Here is a 17,842-nt window from a genome sequence, read left to right on the forward strand (position 1 = left end):
GTCTTCTGGTTTGGTGTCGTATGGCGTACCTACTGGCTCGTTTGTCTTAACTGGTGTTTCTTTCCTCAACACTTCGCCAGTTGTTGTGATGTGTTCCACAGTGACACTACCTTTTTTCACTTCTGGTTTTGGTGCTTCTGGTGTATCTTCTTTGAGCTTATACACATAAGTAACTGCACGTTCACCTGGGATAATATCACCTTTGATAGCATCAATGGCTAGTTTATATTCTTCTTTATTAGACGAACGAAGGTTGTTATCTTCCGTTACTTCACCAATCGGATAATTTCCAGCTGGGGCAAGAACATAGGTTTTGCCATCTTTGACAATTTCTGATGGTTTTTCATTGTTCTCAGTAGCATCGTATGATTTATCTACTGGAGCATCCTTAGTATCAGTGTACTGTTGTTGCAGAACATTTCCTTCTGTATCAACATAATTGACGACTACTGAACCCGTTTTTGCAGGTTCTTTAATGTAGTAATATTCTACAACCTTGGTTTTGCCTGCTTCAACAGTTCCTTTCTCATCATCTCCACTAGTATCAGAAGGCGAAAGTACCCACTTCACTCCGTTAGCATCTGTAATGCTACTTGGACGAAGATCTGTCGTATCGTAGCTATCCCCTTCTTTTCCATCCTTGATATCAACTTCAACTGCACTAACAGACGTTTTATCTTTTAAGCCTTCAGCGTTACCAGACAATGGGGTCGATTGACCGTTTTCAAGTGTGAAATATTTAACTTCGACATTACCAGTTGTCGGCTGCTCAACATAGTAGTAGTTAACCACCTTAGTCTTGTCTGCCTCAACTTGACCTGTTTCAGAAGCTCCATCTGTGTAAGGTTTTTTACTTGTTTCGGATGTCACTAAAGTATAAATCTTATCGTTTAACTTGATTTCTGACTTTTTCTTTGGCTTCGCATCATAGTTGCTACCCGCAGTTGCACCTGAAACAACCGTCTCTTTTGGCACAGCATTAGGAGTCAGAATATTCCCCTCTTTATCAATAATGTGATAGTGGACATTGACATCACCTGTCTTAAGCAACTCTTTAGCAGGTCCGACTTCTTTATAATAGTAAATTGTTTTACCGCCCTTAAAGTACGGGTTACTAATATAGAACGTCGTAACATCAGTCGTCTCTATTTTACCAGTAGACCGGCTGATATTGACAGGAACAGTATCCGTTTTCCCTGGTGTAATCGTTCCTGTAGTAGGTTTTTTCTCACGTTTAGCCTGAGGTGCTTGCTTGCCATTTGGATCTAGCAAAGTCCACTGGAGAGTCCCTTTATCATCTAACATTTTGTAGTGGATCATGTAGCCTAAATCAGTACCAACAACAAGCTCATCACCTTTATTGACAAATGGATTCAACGTTCCCGTAACGTTTTCAGATTTAGATGGAATTAGCTCATATATTTTACTATTGGCTACAATTTTTTTAGGGGCCGCTGTTTTAAAGGTTGTCCCAGACAAATCTCTTTGTGTCACAGTCGCAATGACTTCTTTGGTGCCATCAACCACATAGTCGGTTTCCTTTTTGATCAACGTCGGCACAAACCAGCCGTAGCCGATGTATTTATTTTTAGTGATATTGCTCAAGGCAGTTTCATAGTTCGTATAGAGCTCATTGAAAAAGCCTTGCGGATCCTTACCAGCAACCCCTAAAATAGGGTTAAGGTTGCCTTTAGAATCTCTTGAAAAGTTGTAATTAATGGTATATTCACCATAGGTTTTGCTTTGAGGCTTGGTTCCGTCAAACTTATCTGTTTTAATCAGTTTACCACTCGCATCATAGAAGCCAGCATAAACAGCACCAGTTCCATCTTTTTCTGTGCTAAAAGCAATCTGATGGATTTGTGTAAAACCACGTTGTGCAGATTTACTATAGTTGCCATTATTGTCAAAGTAAATTTCACCTGGAATATTAGCATTGTAATAATCGCCTTTACTGCTGACATCGATAACAGCAAACGTTTGTTTGGTATTATCATGATGAACAGTCTTATTTGTGCCGTTCATGTTAGTGACAACAGGACTTTCCGTCGTATAACCTGCTGTCGGAACATTATCCATCGCAACGCCGTCTACCTCAGTTATAGGCATTTTAGCTTCTGCTGTCACACCTTTTGTCCCATTTGAGTTAGTTGGTACCACTGGTTGAGCTTCTTTAGCCTTGATAACCTTAAAGTCAACGAGATACCCAACTTCTGATAAGGTTTGGGTTACAGACTTGTCCTGACCAGGTGCCAACTCATAACGCTGGTCGCCTGGAATACTGTTTGTATCTGCGGTAACTGTTGCTTGAACAGTAGCAACAGTCTCATTATCTTTTGCTTCAACTCTCTGCTCGCGTTGTTCACGATGAACGACTTGAGTCGTTTCCACGTCTGTATAAGTCACATCATACTTAACTGGTGCAATGCCCAAAAAGACACCTTCATTAGCAGTTGAGCCGTTAGACGTGTTAGTAGCAGGCTGTGCAACTGGTTCCACTACCCCTGGTTCAGTCCCCGCCTCAGCATTGACTTTTGGAACAGGGGCCGCAAGGTTTTCATTCGCAGCTACAATGCCTCCTGTCATCCAAAACGCTGCAATCGCTACTGAAGCCACTCCAGCTTTAAATTTACGAATAGAAAAGCGCAATCTTTTATCAGACTGCGCTGATGAATTATGATGCATAAATTCTCCCATATATTTTTTTTCATTTAAGGAATAGTATTCCCTTTAATATAATACCTCCTTTCTTGAGTTTTTGTCAAGTATTTAAACCAAAAAAACAGTATTTTAGCAATATCAACTTTCTATCACTCACTTTTAACACTTGATAAAATTCAAAACTAAAGCATTTAGGGACATTACCAACTGACTCTCTAAGAAAACAATATTGCTTGATTTCCAAACGCCGCAATTAGCCAAAAACCTCTTCGGTGATCCAGGGAGCTATTAAAAAAGCACGCTATAGAGCTAGGAAACGTAGCGTCGGTAGGGCTTAGACATGCTACAATCCAGTAAACGAACCATCTATACTTTCTATTTTTGATTTTGAAAGAGTATAAAAACTGATAGAGGGCGCAAAAATGAATCACAGATAGTACTGCCTACTCTTTTTTCCTAAAATGTTCAAGAAAGCGCAACAGCCTTGCTCCTCTTAAAATGAGAAACACGGCTGTTACAATATTTTTAACAATTTCATTGGCTTCTATGCCATCCAAAATTCAAAAATAGACTTTTTAATCAAAAAATGCCAACTAAATTCACAGTAAATCATCTTAAAAACTAAGAGTAGCTTACAAAAACAGTTTATGTGCCTTATCATCGCCGGCTTCAACTTATTCTTCTCCATTCAGGGGATCTAGCATTTCAAAAAATAGTCGATTTGACTGCTGATATTCCACAAACTGTTGAAAAACAAGTCGATCAGTATTTCAAAACAAGCCTGTCCGCTATTCTATGCGAAATCCGTGGTAGTAGGATCATAGCTAGTTAACGGTTGAACAAGAGCAGATATTTTCAAAAAAATTTTGAATCGCTCAATTGATGAAGGAGAGATGGTGATGCTAACGCTCCTCTTTGAAGCCTTTCAAGACCAAATCGGCTCCAAAATCTCTCATCAAACACTCTCCCTCTTGAACCGCCACGCTCGGTGTCAAATGCCCTCAAGCTCCTAAAAAAGCGAGCGCTCAAACGATTGTAGCGTCTAAAAATGAAGTCTATCCCTAAGAAAGAAAGCGCTTTATAAGCATTGGGCAACTTTCATTTTGACTTTCTGAAATTAAACTAAAGCCCACTCTCTCCAACGGATTTTAAGCTATCACGAAGAAGTTGGATTTGGCCGGATTAGTAACCAATCATGACCACTCGTTTGACGGGTGGTCATGATTGGTTTCGCTCCGTAGGTGCGAAACGGACTGAAAGTCACATAAATGAAAATTCCTGCAGCGGGGTATCCCACTGCAGGAATTATTGCATCTCTGCTGAAAAAGTTTGCTTGTTAGCCGTTAGATCTCAGTCTAACTTGCTTAGTCTTCCTTACGACGTTTCAAACCTGCAAGTCCCAAAAGGGCTAGAACTCCTGCACCGACTAGTGCTAATCCAGACTCTTCCTGACCTGTCTTAGGAAGTTGGGCTACTGCCTTAACTGGTGCTGTCGCTTTAACTGGCTGATTCTCAACAGTAGGCTGGCTTGGCTCTTGAGGAGTCGTTGGCTTACCTGGCTCATCAACGTGTTTGGTAATCACTTTAACTGCCGGTGGGGTCACTGGACGATAAACATGGGTGACATTACCCTTATCGTCTTTAGTTGTCTTAACAAATTCGTAACCGTCAATTGTCTTAGATGGTTGAGAACCGTCTTCTTCTGGCGCTACTGGCTTACCTGACTCATCAACGTGTTTGGTAATCACTTTAACAGCTGGTGGGGTCACTGGACGATAAACATGAGTGACATTACCCTTATCGTCTTTAGTTGTCTTAACAAATTCGTAACCGTCAATTGTCTTAGATGGTTGAGAACCGTCTTCTTCTGGTGCTACTGGCTTACCTGACTCATCAACGTGTTTGGTAATCACTTTAACAGCTGGTGGGGTCACTGGACGATAAACATGAGTGACATTACCCTTATCGTCTTTAGTTGTCTTAACAAATTCGTAACCTTTAATCTCCTTGGAATCTTTTATACCAATTTCAGATGGTACAATTGATTTTTCAGTTACCTCAGAAATGTAGTGCGTCATAGGCGTTTCTTTATACTCGTAAGTATAAGTGATTGTCCCCGCCTTATTCACTCCTTTTGGATCGGGATATTCTTTATCCACCAGAACATAAGCTACGCGCTTACCTGTTTCTTCGTCCACAGTTACAATGTGTGGTTCAATGTATTCTGAGACATCATACGCTGTGCCTACCGGACGCTCAGCAAGAGTTACTGACTCCTCAATTTCTTCCTGAGTTCCCTCTTTAACATAACGGATAACGATATTACCTTTTTGTTCTGGCGTTTTTTCTTTCGGTGTTTCAGTAAACACCCATGTACCTGTGAAGGTCTCAATCGGTGCATCAACAAGTTCTGTTTCCTTATCATACTTGGTAAACGTCCATGTGCCATCTGAGACCGTGATCGTCGTTGAGGTTGGCTGAGTTGGTTTTACTGAATCCCCATATGTAGCAGTTGTTGAGGTCGGAACAAGTTTCGTCACCTCATTTGGAAGATCCTTGTTTGGTGTGCCACTAATAAACTTGTGTGTCACGGTAGCTTTTTTAGGTTGTTCTGGCTCAGGCTGACGTTCTTTATAAACATGAGTGACATTACCCTTATCGTCTTTAGTTGTCTTAACAAATTCATAACCGTCAATTGTCTTAGATGGTTGTGAACCGTCTTCTTCTGGCGCTACTGACTCACCTGACTCATCAACGTGTTTGGTAATCACTTTAACAGCTGGTGGAGTCTCTGGACGATAAACATGGGTGACATTCCCTTTTTCGTCCTTAGTCGTTTCAACAAACTCGTAGCCGTCAATTGTCTTAGAATCTTTTATACCAATGTCAGATGTTGCAAGTGATTTATTAGTTACCACAGAGATGTAGTGCGTCATAGGCGTTTCTTTATACTCGTAAGTATAAGTAGTTGTTCCCTCTTGGATAACTCCGTCTGATTTTGGATAGTCTTTATTCACCAGTACATAAGCTACACGCTTGCCGAGTTCATCCTCCGTTTCAATGGTTTGGTGGATATAATCCGAAATATCATATTGAGAACCTACTGGGCTGTCGGCTAAGGTTAGTGTTTCTTCAATTTCAACGTTAGTCCCCTCTTTAACATAACGGATAACGATATTACCTTTTTGTTCTGGCGTGTTTTCTTTCGGTGTTTCAGTAAACACCCATGTACCTGTGAAGGTCTCAACCGGTGCATCAACAAGTTCTGTTTCCTTATCATACTTGGTAAACGTCCATGTGCCATCTGAGACCTTGACCGTCGTTGAGGTTGGCTGAGTTGGTTTTACTGAATCCCCATATGTAGCAGTTGTCGAAGTCGGAACAAGTTTCGTCACCTCATCTGGAAGAGCCTTGTTTGGTGTGCCACTAACAAAATTATATGTCACAGTAGCTTTTTTAGGTTGTTCTGGCTCAGGCTGACGTTCTTTATAAACATAAGTCACAACAGTTTCACCTGGCTTGAGTTCTCCTTTTTCTGGAGCTGAACCATCTTGAACTTTAACATAGTCATAGACTTTCTCGCTGCCATCGTTAGCCTTAACTGTGATAGTTTGTGGGCGGTTTGGCTCATCTGATTTGCTCAAGTCATAAGAATAACCAATATCATTCCTATCTGTGGTTCGCTTGAATTCTTTACCCTCTTGAGTCGTCCAGATGGTGGTTGTTTCCTCTGCGACCAACTCATTTTCCACGGTTACGGCTGACTTATCATTTGTTTCTTTGCCTAAAATTGGTGTTCCGTTCTCATCAACATATTTAACAACCAATGTTCCGATTAGAGACTCGCCCTGCTCAATCTTTTTAGCTTCTTTATAGGTATATGTGATGACAACATCACCCTCAACAACCTTGCCAATTTCGTTTACCAAAGTTCCCTCAGGTTGTAAAATGTGAACTCCTTCAGTCAAGTAGTAGAGTTTCCCGTCTTTAGTAATGTTTTGTGGACGTACCGCTGTCGCATCGTAGTCTTCATCAACAGCTGTTCCTTTAGGGTGTAGAACCACGGTAGAATCAACCTGCTCACCTTTATCTGATTTTCCAGATAGCGATTGTCCTTTATCATCAACGAATTTAACCGTTACTGAACCTGTCTTCTCAACTGGTTTAGGAGTGAATTTCCATGTACCTGTGAAAGTTTCAACTGGTGCATCAACAAGTTCTGTTTCCTTATCATAGTTAGTAAACGTCCATGTGCCATCGTCCTCTGCAATCTCTGTCTTACTTGGCTGTTCAGGAACAACTTCTTGACCGTATGGAACATTTGACTTCTTGGTCGGGGTTAACGACTTAACTGACTCTGGCAAAGTCTTGCCCTCTGTGCCACTCACAAACTCATAAATAACCTCTGCTTTTTCAACACTTGATTGACGTGTCTTATAAACATAGGTGATAACAGACTCCCCTGGTTTAAGATTTCCTTTTTCAGGAGCAGAGCCCTTCTTGATTTCGAGATACTCATATACCTTGCCATCTTTATTTGAAGTAATAAGTGACGGACGATACACTGCAGTCTCTTTAGTTAAATCATATGGGTAATCACGAGTGTCGTCTTTAACTTCCTTCGAAATCTCTCTGCCATTCGGATCTGTCGTAACGGTAGTCGTTTTTTGCCCTACAGTATCATCTTCTACAACAATGGTATCCTTATTGCCTGTCTCAGTTCCTGAAATCAGATTACCTGATTCATCAACATACTTGATAAGCAGTTTTCCAAGAATAGACTCATAGTCCTTGGTTACTGTAGGTTCCTTATAGACATAAGTAATAACAGTTTCACCTTCCGTCACTTTGCCTTTTTCAAGAGCAGATTTCTTGTCTTGAGTGATGCCAGTTGTTCCTTTTTCATACAGGTAGTAAGTTTTATCATCAGTTGTTTTAATTGTTTTCGGTCTTACCGTTGAGGCATCATACGGAGTGTTAAGAGCCGTATTTGCATCTTTAACCGTCTCCTGACCAGTCGTCTGCTTACCAGCATCAGTTAGCCCTGACAACATCGTCCCTTTTTCATCGACAAACTTAGCAATAACAGAACCTGTTTTTTCGGCTGGCTTCTCAGGAGTAACGTTTTTGTAGTAATATGTCGTCTTGCCACCTTTAAAGTATGGATTTGAAATATAATAAGTAACACCGGCTTTTTCTTTACTTTCCGGCACTTTAGCAGTTGTCGTCAACGTTTCACCTGGCGAAATCTTCCCCGTCATACGTTCTGTAGGAGTTTGTGGAGTCGGAACCTGCCCATCCGCTGTCAGCAGACTCCATTCCAAGGTCCCCGAATCATCCACCATTTTGTAACGAATCTTATACCCATAATCCGTTCCCACAGTAACTGTGTCCCCAATCTTTACAAATGGATTTATCGTCCCTGTCGTTTCAGCCTTCTCCTCTTCTATTAATTGATAGGTCTGTCCATTAGCTTTAATCACCTTAGGCGCTGAGGTTTTGTAGCTATATCCTGAAAGCTCCGTCTGAACAACACTTCCCAACAGCTTATTTGTATCTTTTACAACATATTCGGTTGTCTTATCAACCAATGTTGGAACAAACCATCCATACCCCATATATTTATTTTTGTTCATCCACGGTTGAACTGCGGAATAATTTGTATAGAGTTCATTGAACCATCCTTCAGGATGAACCCCTTGAACGGATACATACGGAATATTCTTACCACCATCTTTGTCTATACCATATCGAAAAACAAATGGTTCGCTACCTTTATAAGAGTAAGAATAGGCTTTCGGGACATTCGCCTCAAAAACATCCTCCTTTACAACTGTTCCATCTCCACTATAGTAAGTCGCATATACTTTTCCAGAACCATTATCATCTGTAGAAAAAGCAATTTGATCAACACGAGTATATTTACTCCAACGTTTATAATAATAATCTTTGTCCTTATCACCAAACCAAATTGTTCCTGAATCTGGTGTAAAGTACTGATTCGAGTCATCTATGCCGTAATTACCGGCATTAGCAGTATAGATGACAGCGAAAGTATGTCTATCCGGATTATAATGGATTTTCTCTGGTCCGCGTGCACCATTAGGATTCATGTTAGTAACTTGAGGCTTAGAAGTTTCAAAATGATCCGTAGGCAGAGTACTTGTACTCTTGCCATCAACTTCTTCTATTTCCACACCTTTAGCTGGAACAAAAAAAGTCCCTTTTTTACCGTCCGCAACTGAACGCTCCATACTTGCTGGTTGTGCAACACGAAGCATGCTTGGCTCAATCGTTGCACCTGACAAACGTTCTAGTTCGTGGTTTAAGGCTGTTGTTAGTTCGTCAACCTCTTCTTGAGTTGTCACAGCATCAGTCCCATTCATCAGATAGTCCAGCTGAGCCACTTGATCAGCACTCAAACTTGAGCGGTCTAGCTCTCTCGCACGTGATACGGCTGCTTGTAGGGCTGACTTGTCCACCGTGACATCATCTGACGTTGGTAACTCCTTCGGTTGAACTTGAACGTCAGTGTCCTCTGTTGGCTCCTCCTCTAAGGTCGCAGCTAAGTCACGCTCTGTCTCATGGGTGAGAGCTGGATTTGCAGCAGCCTCACTCGCTGCTACGGTAACGCCCCCAGACATGAAAAAAGCAGCTACTGCTACCGAGGCTACACCTGCATTAAATTTTCGGATTGAAAAACGCAAGTGCTTATCAGACTGTGCTGATGAATTATGTCGCATAAAATTCTCCCATCTTCTTTACTTCATTTTAGGAATAGTATCCCTTATCATGATATCCTCCCAACCCGTGTTTTGTCAAGTATTTCTCTAAAAACTCACGTCATGCATAGACAAAAAACAGATGCAACCATTTCTCAAATGACATTAATTTTCCTGCAATCTCTTAAAAACAAATGAGTATCAGGACAATCTCTCCATCTCACCAACCTCATACCATACTCTCTATCTAAAAACTGGCTTTCTATGCGGAACATTATTTTCTGTGAACGGCATCTTCTTCAAAGATTTACTTTGCCAAAAACCAGTATTCCACTGACCCCACTTACTACCAACTGCCTTTAAAGGCTGACCAATCTACTCAGAAATCAGTTTCAAATAACAGTCCCTAGTATTTTCCCAGACCAAAACCACACCAGCCTCGCTCCTCTTGAGATGAGGAACAAGGCTGGTGCTTAATCTTTTTTATCGTCTCCTTGATGGCGTTATACCATCTTTTAGGCTAACACTACTTGGTTGACCGACGCTCTGCAATGCTATGATTAAGGAATACTTCACGGTCTTCCAACTCTTCCTTGAGCATGATTTTGGTCAGCATCCGCATGGCAATCGCCCCAATGTCATAAATCGGCTGACTGATAGACGTTAGGTTTGGACGGGCAAACTTAGTCACTGTCGAATCGTTGCTGGTGATGATTTCGAACTGCTCAGGCACTTTGACACCTGCATCTTCAATACCATTCAAGAGCCCTACTGCGATTTCATCTTCTGCTACAATCGCAGCAGTTGCCCCAGATTTAAGGACGCGCTCTGCCAAGGCGTAGCCTTCTTGGTATTTGTACTTGGCTTCGAAGACCAACCCTTCATTGAAGGCGATGTCGCTAGCCTTGAGTCCTTCTTTGTACCCTTTGAGTCGCAATTTGCCATTGATCTCGTCAAGCAACGGTCCAGAGACAAAGGCGATTTTGTCATTGCGCTTAGCTAGCAGCTTAACGGCATCGGCAGTCGCTGTCTGATAGTCAATATTGACACTTGGCAGCTGGTGATCCAAATCCACTGTTCCTGCTAGGACGACTGGCTTGCGAGACCGCGAAAACTCTGCTCGCACCTTATCGGTCAAGTGATAGCCCATGAAAATAATCCCATCCACCTGCTTAGCAAAGAGGCTATTGACAACACTTACTTCCTTATCATCATTTTCATCGCTATTGGCGATAATGATATTGTACTTATACATCTCAGCAATATCGTCAATTCCTTGCGCTAGGGTTGAGAAATAAGCATTGGCAATATTTGGAATAACGACCCCTACTGTCGTCGTTTTCTTGCTAGCCAGTCCACGCGCTACCGCATTTGGACGATAGTCTAGGCGTTCGATAACATCAAGAACCTTCTTACGAGTATTTTCCTTGACATTTTTGTTGCCGTTCACGACACGGCTGACTGTTGCCATGGAAACACCAGCTTCACGAGCAACGTCATAAATGGTAACCGTTTCATCTGTATTTAACATATGTTATATCCTTTCTGTTTGAAAATGGCGCTTACATTCTATCTTTAAGTTTACCATTTTGTAAAAAGTCTTTCAAGTGAAAACGCTCTTTTCTCTTGATTTTTCAGTGTTTTTTTGAAAAAATAGTAGACAAGAACTCATTTTATATGAAATAAAGCTTAGAAAGTTGGTATTTTATGTCCAAAATACAAGCCGTCACTCACTACCTCAACGAGCAAGAAGCAGGTCTAGCCCTCTTTTCTGATCCTGTTTCCATCCAGTACCTCACTGGTTTTTACAGTGACCCTCATGAACGCCACCTTTTTCTCTTTGTTTTCAGAGATAGGGAGCCTCTTCTTTTCCTCCCTGCCTTGGAAGTCAATAGCGCCAAGCGTAGCCTAGATTTTGAGGTGGTCGGTTATCAGGATGCCGAAAACCCTTGGGCTAAGCTCAAAGCTAAACTTCCTGCTGTTTCAGGTCCTATTTTAGCAGAGTTTGATAGCCTTAACCTGACACGCTATCAAGGCCTGAAACAAGTCTTTGATAACTCTTTTGAAGATCTAACCCCTTTCATCAATCGCATGAAATTGATCAAATCAGCTGATGAAATTGCTAAACTCAAGTATGCCGGTAGCTTTGCAGATAAGGCTGTCCAAATCGGCTTTGAGGCGATTTCCCTAGATAAGACCGAAAATGACCTGATCACTGAGATTGAATTCGGCATGAAAAAGTTGGGTGTCAAGAAGATGAGCTTTGATACCATGGTGTTATCTGCTGAAAATGCAGCTGATCCTCATGGCATTCCCGGGGCGAATGTGATCCAGAATAATGCCCTGTTGCTCTTTGACCTTGGAACCGAGAACAATGGCTACATGTCAGATATGACACGGACCGTTGCGGTTGGTCAGCCTGATACATTTAAAAAGGACATCTACCAGCTCTGTTTAGAAGCCCAGTTGACTGCCCTTGAATGGATCAAACCAGGAGTCACTGCTGCTGAGGTAGATGCCGCAGCTCGCAATGTCATTGCCAAAGCAGGTTACGGAGAGTATTTCAACCATCGTCTCGGCCACGGTATCGGTATGAGTGTCCATGAGTTTCCTTCTATTATGGCAGGTAACGACCTTGTCCTTGAAGAGGGCATGGCCTTCTCTGTCGAACCTGGTATCTATATTCCTGGCAAGGTTGGCGTTCGTATCGAAGACTGCGGTGTTGTGACCAAGAATGGCTTTGACCTTTTCACCAACACTCCTAAAGAGCTTCTCTATTTTTAAGCCATCTTCAGCAGTAGTTAGCTAAGCCGAAATCACTATCGGCACCTTATCTGGATTAGTTTTTTAAGAGCTACTTCGTAGAGTCCTTTAAGCCTTACAATGACAATGCCATTGTTAAGAACCTGTCTGTGTGAAGATGTTTTAATAAAGATTGCAATATTTGGCCCATTCTCGGCAAAGTTTTGAAGGTTCCGAGGCATAGATCCAAAAATCTATCGGCGAAAAACTAAGCAGAACAGAGGAGTTGGCAATCTCACCTCTGGATACAAGTTCTAAACGTTTACATCACTTTCTGATCTGATTAAAAAAGCCTGTCTCTTTGATATAACGCAAAGAGACAGGGCTTTATTGTTTAGAAGAGATTCTCAGAGCGATTCGGTCGCCTTGGGGCCAAACAATTGATAGCTGATAATCACTATTAAAACGGTTTGGACCAGCACACTAATGACACTGCCTTCAACACCAAAAGCGCCTCCAGACAACCAATCAGGCCCCTGAGGACTGACGTGAATAAAGGCAGAACCTACATCGGTACCACTGACAGGGAAAGCAAAAACATTCCCTTGGAAGCAATTCCAAGCGGCATGCAAGCCACTAATGACCCATAAATTATTCGTTTTCAGCATCACTAAACAGCCAAAAACTCCGAAACAAAAAAGATCCAGAAGGGGAATGAACTCAATCCCGTTATTTCCCAAATGCATGGCTGTGAAAAAAACAGCAGAAATCAGAATCGCTATCCATTTGGAATAACGAGTCGCCAGCGATGTAAACAACCACCCTCGGCAAAGGACCTCTTCAGCGGTTCCTTGGATAGACCAAGCCAAAAGCAGGGGCAGGAATCTACCAAGTGTTTCCTGCGAAAAATCCGTTCCCGTCAAACGGGCACTGCCAGTCCAAAGCATCAAGACGACACAGCTGCAAAGCATCAGGCCTCCCCAGAACCACCCTTGAAGAAAGGACACTAAAAACCCTTTTTTCGTCAATCCAAGGCCATCTAACGGTGCTTTCTCTACCACTACAGCCCATAAAAGGACCGCCAAAATAATCGCAGCAAAGCTCAGCAATTCTAAAATGTCTGAATCAAGGGGTAAAATAGCCCCTAGACCTTCAGACATAAAGAACCCTAAAAGTTCTCCTAGAAATAAGAGCACTATACCAATTAAAGGAGCTAACCACCAGCTAAAATTAAAGCGTGACTTTTCCTTAGCCGACACAAATCCTAGGTGTCCAAGTGTAGGCATCATAGACTTTCCGAACTCCTTTCAATTTTTGTAAAAGGGGCCAGTTGGCGCACCATCAAAACGGTCATCAGTAGCCTTACAACACATAAAACGAGAATCAGACCAGAAACCATAGGAAGCAACTTAACCAGCCCGCCCATCAAAATATAATCCCACAGCGCATGATCCACAGCTTGATAAGCAATTTTTTGCGTCAACATGTAGAGATACGCATAAAAAATCCCCATAAGACCTGTTAGAAAGACCTGCAACACCACCCTATGCAAGGGACTGCCACCAAAGAAATTGATGGCATGGAAAAGACCAAAAGCCACGGAAGAACCCAAAATCGCCTTTTTTGCTGGCATTCTCTTTAAAAGATACGTCAGAAGAATACGACGGAAAAACATTTCTTCGCCTATGCCTACTAAAAGAGTTGCTACGACTGGCAACATAAACTGCCAATTGGGCTGAAAGGCTTTCAACCAATAGTAAGCCCCTAGACTAAGAATCGGTAAGATTGAGGCCAAGATATAGGATTTCCGAACAGGAAACGCTTTTTCAACTGTTAAGGCAGATTGATGTTTTAGCCAATAAAGAATCGTCATGGCCGCTAAAACGGTTAAAAACGGCAGCATACTGGCTAGAAAACCTTCATCTTCATAGGCAATTCCTTTGACATGGTAACTATAAACCAAGCCCATTAGCATAGTGCCTACATAGGCACCACTGAACAATAACATTGATTTTTTTTCAGACATCATAACCCCTTAGCTATTTTATTTTTCCTATCCCTAGGATAGCAAATCCATCTATTGACCATCTATTCAAGGTCTGAGATTGTTCTATTATTCCTAAGTTGATTGCTCAGTAACAGCAATAGGCCAAACGCTTACTTTAGATACCAAAAGCTTCAACCGTCCTTGACGTTGAAGCTTTTGAAATATGCTCACAATAGGGGCTACTCCACTGATTTAAGGGCCTCTAACATATCTACCTGCCTTAGGCGGCGATTAACCAACCAGCCCAGTACGGCTAATATTGCCGCAATAGCCACAATTGGCACAAGATAGACATAGAGAGCCACTTGGGGCTGAAACATGATGTTCGAAAACGCAATCATCTGCAATAATAACCGATGGAGGAAAAAGCCACCCGCCAAGCCGACTAGGATACCGACCAGAGACAAGACCATGGTCTCGCGATAGATGTAGAGGGTCACTTCCTTATTATGGAAACCTAGGACCTTAATGGTTGATAGCTCCCTAATCCTCTCTGCTACATTAATATTGGTCAAATTGTAAAGGATAACAACCGCCAATAAAACCGATAGGGCAATCAAGACCAGCATGACCGCTGCTAAAGAATCGGCTGTCTTGGTCAAGGCCGCTTTGAGTGTCGTGTTTTGCACGACGCCAGTCACTCCATCTCGCTTCAAGAAATCGGCAGCAGCCTGACGGACTGCTTCTGCTGAGCGCTCTTTCAAGGCCACTAGGTGGCTATTGGCGATTGGCTCTTGTCCTGTTACTTGCCGGTAATAGGCCTTGGAGAGATAGAGGTAGTGCCCAGCATACATTTCCGTTATTCCTGCTACTCGAACGCTGATCGGACGATCTTCTAATGTAATAGTCACGTCATCACCAATCCCTACCCCATAGTTGGCTGCTAATTTTTCTGTCAAAATAGCACCGCGTTCATCTAAGCTCAGCTTCGTTTTAGAATGGCGATGTCTCAAATTCACCAAACCTGCTAGCGCTGAAGGTTCTGCCACCAGGACACTGATGGTCTGCTCTCCAGCCTGCCCGAGATCCTCGGTCAACGCTAAAAAGCGAACAGCTTGCGCTTGCTCCACCGATTGAGCAGCCAACAGCTCTGCAACCTCGGCCTTCTCAGACTCTGAAGCTCTGCTATTTTCCGCCACAACCAAATCATAAGTAACCAATTCTTCAAACTGGGTCTGCGCAACCCCTGAAATGGAGGATTGAATTCCAAGCCCAGCAAAGAGAAGGGCTACCGATCCCGCCACCCCCAAAATAGTCATCAGCATTCGCTGCTTATAGCGAAAAATGTTTCGAGCGGTCACCTTCTGAGTAAAGGATAGGCGTTGCCAGAGGGCAGGAAGCTTTTCGAGTAAGATACTGGCCCCTGCAACAGGTGGTTTGGCTTGCAGAAGTTGCGCCGCCTGTTCCTTGACCAAATCCCTTCTAGCGACTAGATAGGCTGGTAAAACTGCTGATATAAGGGCCAAAACTAGAGCCATCAAAGTCCAAGAAGGATAGAAAAAGCGATCAATAGTGCCTAATACTGACTTCTTGGTCAGTATATTTCCAATCATGCTGGATAGAACCGTATGCCCTAAAAAGACACCAGCAGCTGTTCCCACTAAACTGGCAACCAACCCATAAAGAACAAATTTGGCTATAATGGCTTGGTTACTATAGCCCAAGGCTTTGAAAATCCCAGCATTATGCCGCTCCTCATCCACAAAACGAGTCATGGTGGTGAGGGTCACTAGAGCCGCCACTAAGTAGAGCACAATGGGAAAGACATTCCCCACAGCAGAAATAGCCGAAGCCCCTGTGATAAAGGTATCGTAGCCATGTCCGCCTGGCAAAGTCTGACGGGTATAGCTCTTATAACTAGGTTCTTCCAAACGTTCCAAGTTCTCTTGAGCCGCCGTCAGATCCTTCTTGGCAGTCGCTATCGCCTTATCTGCTTCTGCTTTTTGGCGCGCATAGTCTGCTTCTGAATGACCTAACTTAGCCACAGCTTCCTCAATCATCGCTTGGTTTTGAGCAATAGCAGAGCTGGACTGATGGAGCTGGGCTTGACCTGCCTGATAGCCTGCCAAGCCCGATTGGTACTCCGATAGGCCTGCCTCATACTGGCTTTGACCTGCCTCGTAGTCTGCAAGCCCTTGCTGATAGGCGGCAAGCCCAGCTTCGTACTGAGATTTGCCCGCTTGATAGGCTGATAGACTAGCTTCATAAGCCTCTTGCCCCTGCTTGTATTGGGCTTGGCCTGCCTGATAGTCTGCCAAATTTTGCTCATATCGTTGTCGTCCAGCTTGGTAGTCTGAAAACCCTTGGTCATACTGACTTTCTAAGCTAGAAAGTTGCTGGTCTGTTTGTGCCAACTGAGTTTCCAAGGTTTGTAGATCAGAGGCCGAACTAGGGTCTATCCCTTGGTCTATTAAGGCTTGTTTTTGACCCTCCAAAGCCGACAAGCCGTCCTGCCACTCCTTGCGGCCAGTTTGAATCAGCCCTGCCAAAGTGTCTAACTGGTCCTTACTTGCAGCCAAAGTCGCCTCAGCCTGGTCAAGCTGGTTTCTGGCAGTGTCCAGCTGAGCCTTGCTGGCCTCCAATTCTTGTTTACCTACCTGCAATTTTTCTTCAGCATCGGCCAGCTGTTCTGCTTTTTGGGCCAGTTCTGCCTTGGCCAAATCTAATTCAAATTTGGCGGCTTCTAACTGCTGGCTAGACTGATCCAGTTCGACCTGACCAGCTTCTAGTTCCCCCGCCACTCTTGCGATTGCTTCTTGACCTCTGACTAGTTCAGCCTGTCCCTGACTCAGCTGGTTTTGGCCACTAGCAATCTCTTGTTGGGCTTTCGCCAGTTGGTTTTGACCATCAGCTAGCTTTTTCTCAGACGTTGCAATATCCGCATACCCCTTATCGATCTCTCTTTGGCCATCCGCCTTCAAAACAGTCAAGCGTTGCTGGCCATTGTCCGCCAAAAGATGGTCCAACTCGTTTTGGTGCTCTGCTATTTTTTTCTCATAGTCAGGGTGGTAAAAAGGCAAAGCCGCCACATCATCATAAACCAACCGAGCTATGAGATAAACTGGGCTGTCAAAAGCATCCGCTGTCGTCACAGCATAGCCTGCTAGATCTCCTGTTCCAACAGTCGTTTGGCCTAATGAATCCCGATCCCAAATCTCTGACGACTGAACAAATCCTGTAATGGTAAAGGTTTTGCTGGTTAAAGGACTGTCATCAGCGACCGTGAAAGTTAGCTTATCTCCAATTTGATAACGATTCTCGAGTTGCTGAGCTAGAGCGATTTGGTCTGCTTGCTGGGGCATCTCTCCTGCTAAAACACGGTAGCGAGACATCTTTTTAGGAGCTGAAAAAATACGTACAGCCTCATTTCTTCCAGCTATAGTGGCATCAACCAGATAACCGAATTCAACCTCTGCCCCTTCCAAGGATTGGAGCTCAGCCACATCTTGATCAGATAGACCATAGTCTGCCATAACCGCTAGGTCAACCATTTTGGTCTCTTCAATATAGGCTTGAGCCGTCCTTTGCATATTGGGTGTAGTGACCTTTAAAGCGACCAAGGCCATGGAACCAATCATCATTAGACTAAAAATCGAGAAAAAGCGCCCCTTAGATTTGAGGAAGGACTGAAGCAAATCCTTCGTATAGACACGTTTTGCCATAAGTCTCT

General features: G+C 43.2%; 7 protein-coding genes. 1 reads left to right on the forward strand and 6 read right to left on the reverse strand.

Annotation, left to right across the window (positions count from 1 at the left end):
* The 3 genes from HF992_RS03160 to ccpA all read right to left on the reverse strand — a co-directional run.
* A partial coding sequence (locus HF992_RS03160) for a YSIRK-type signal peptide-containing protein (RefSeq protein WP_168548612.1) occupies positions 1–2,685 on the reverse strand: 2,685 nt, incomplete at its 3' end.
* Between the two features lie 1,340 nt (positions 2,686–4,025).
* A complete protein-coding gene (locus HF992_RS03165) occupies positions 4,026–9,404 on the reverse strand; it encodes an SHIRT domain-containing protein (RefSeq protein WP_168548613.1) in 5,379 nt (1,792 codons plus the stop codon).
* A 505-nt stretch (positions 9,405–9,909) separates the two neighbouring features.
* On the reverse strand, positions 9,910–10,914 hold the full coding sequence (gene ccpA, locus HF992_RS03170; RefSeq protein ID WP_168548614.1) for a catabolite control protein A: 1,005 nt from the start codon (positions 10,912–10,914) through the stop codon (positions 9,910–9,912).
* A gap of 176 nt (positions 10,915–11,090) precedes the next feature.
* On the opposite strand from ccpA, the gene HF992_RS03175 reads away from it, so the two are divergent.
* The gene (locus HF992_RS03175; RefSeq protein WP_168548615.1) at positions 11,091–12,167 is read left to right on the forward strand and encodes a M24 family metallopeptidase; all 1,077 of its coding nucleotides are present in this window, start codon (positions 11,091–11,093) and stop codon (positions 12,165–12,167) included.
* 365 nt (positions 12,168–12,532) lie between these two features.
* On the opposite strand, the gene HF992_RS03180 is transcribed toward HF992_RS03175, so the two are convergent.
* The 3 genes from HF992_RS03180 to HF992_RS03190 all read right to left on the reverse strand — a co-directional run bounded on the left by HF992_RS03180 (position 12,533) and on the right by HF992_RS03190 (position 17,834).
* Complete coding sequence (locus tag HF992_RS03180) at positions 12,533–13,414, reverse strand: CPBP family intramembrane glutamic endopeptidase (protein WP_246201225.1); 882 nt, start codon at positions 13,412–13,414, stop codon at positions 12,533–12,535.
* Positions 13,411–14,151: a CPBP family intramembrane glutamic endopeptidase gene (locus HF992_RS03185; protein WP_168548616.1), complete on the reverse strand. Its 741-nt coding sequence runs from the start codon at positions 14,149–14,151 to the stop codon at positions 13,411–13,413. The genes HF992_RS03180 and HF992_RS03185 overlap by 4 nt, the downstream gene beginning before the upstream one ends.
* Before the next feature lie 200 nt (positions 14,152–14,351).
* Entirely contained in the window at positions 14,352–17,834 is a 3,483-nt protein-coding gene (locus HF992_RS03190; protein WP_168548617.1) for an FtsX-like permease family protein, read from the reverse strand.
* Positions 17,835–17,842: the final 8 nt, after the last annotated feature.

The organism is Streptococcus ovuberis (genome assembly GCF_012396585.1).
GTDB lineage: Bacteria > Bacillota > Bacilli > Lactobacillales > Streptococcaceae > Streptococcus > Streptococcus ovuberis.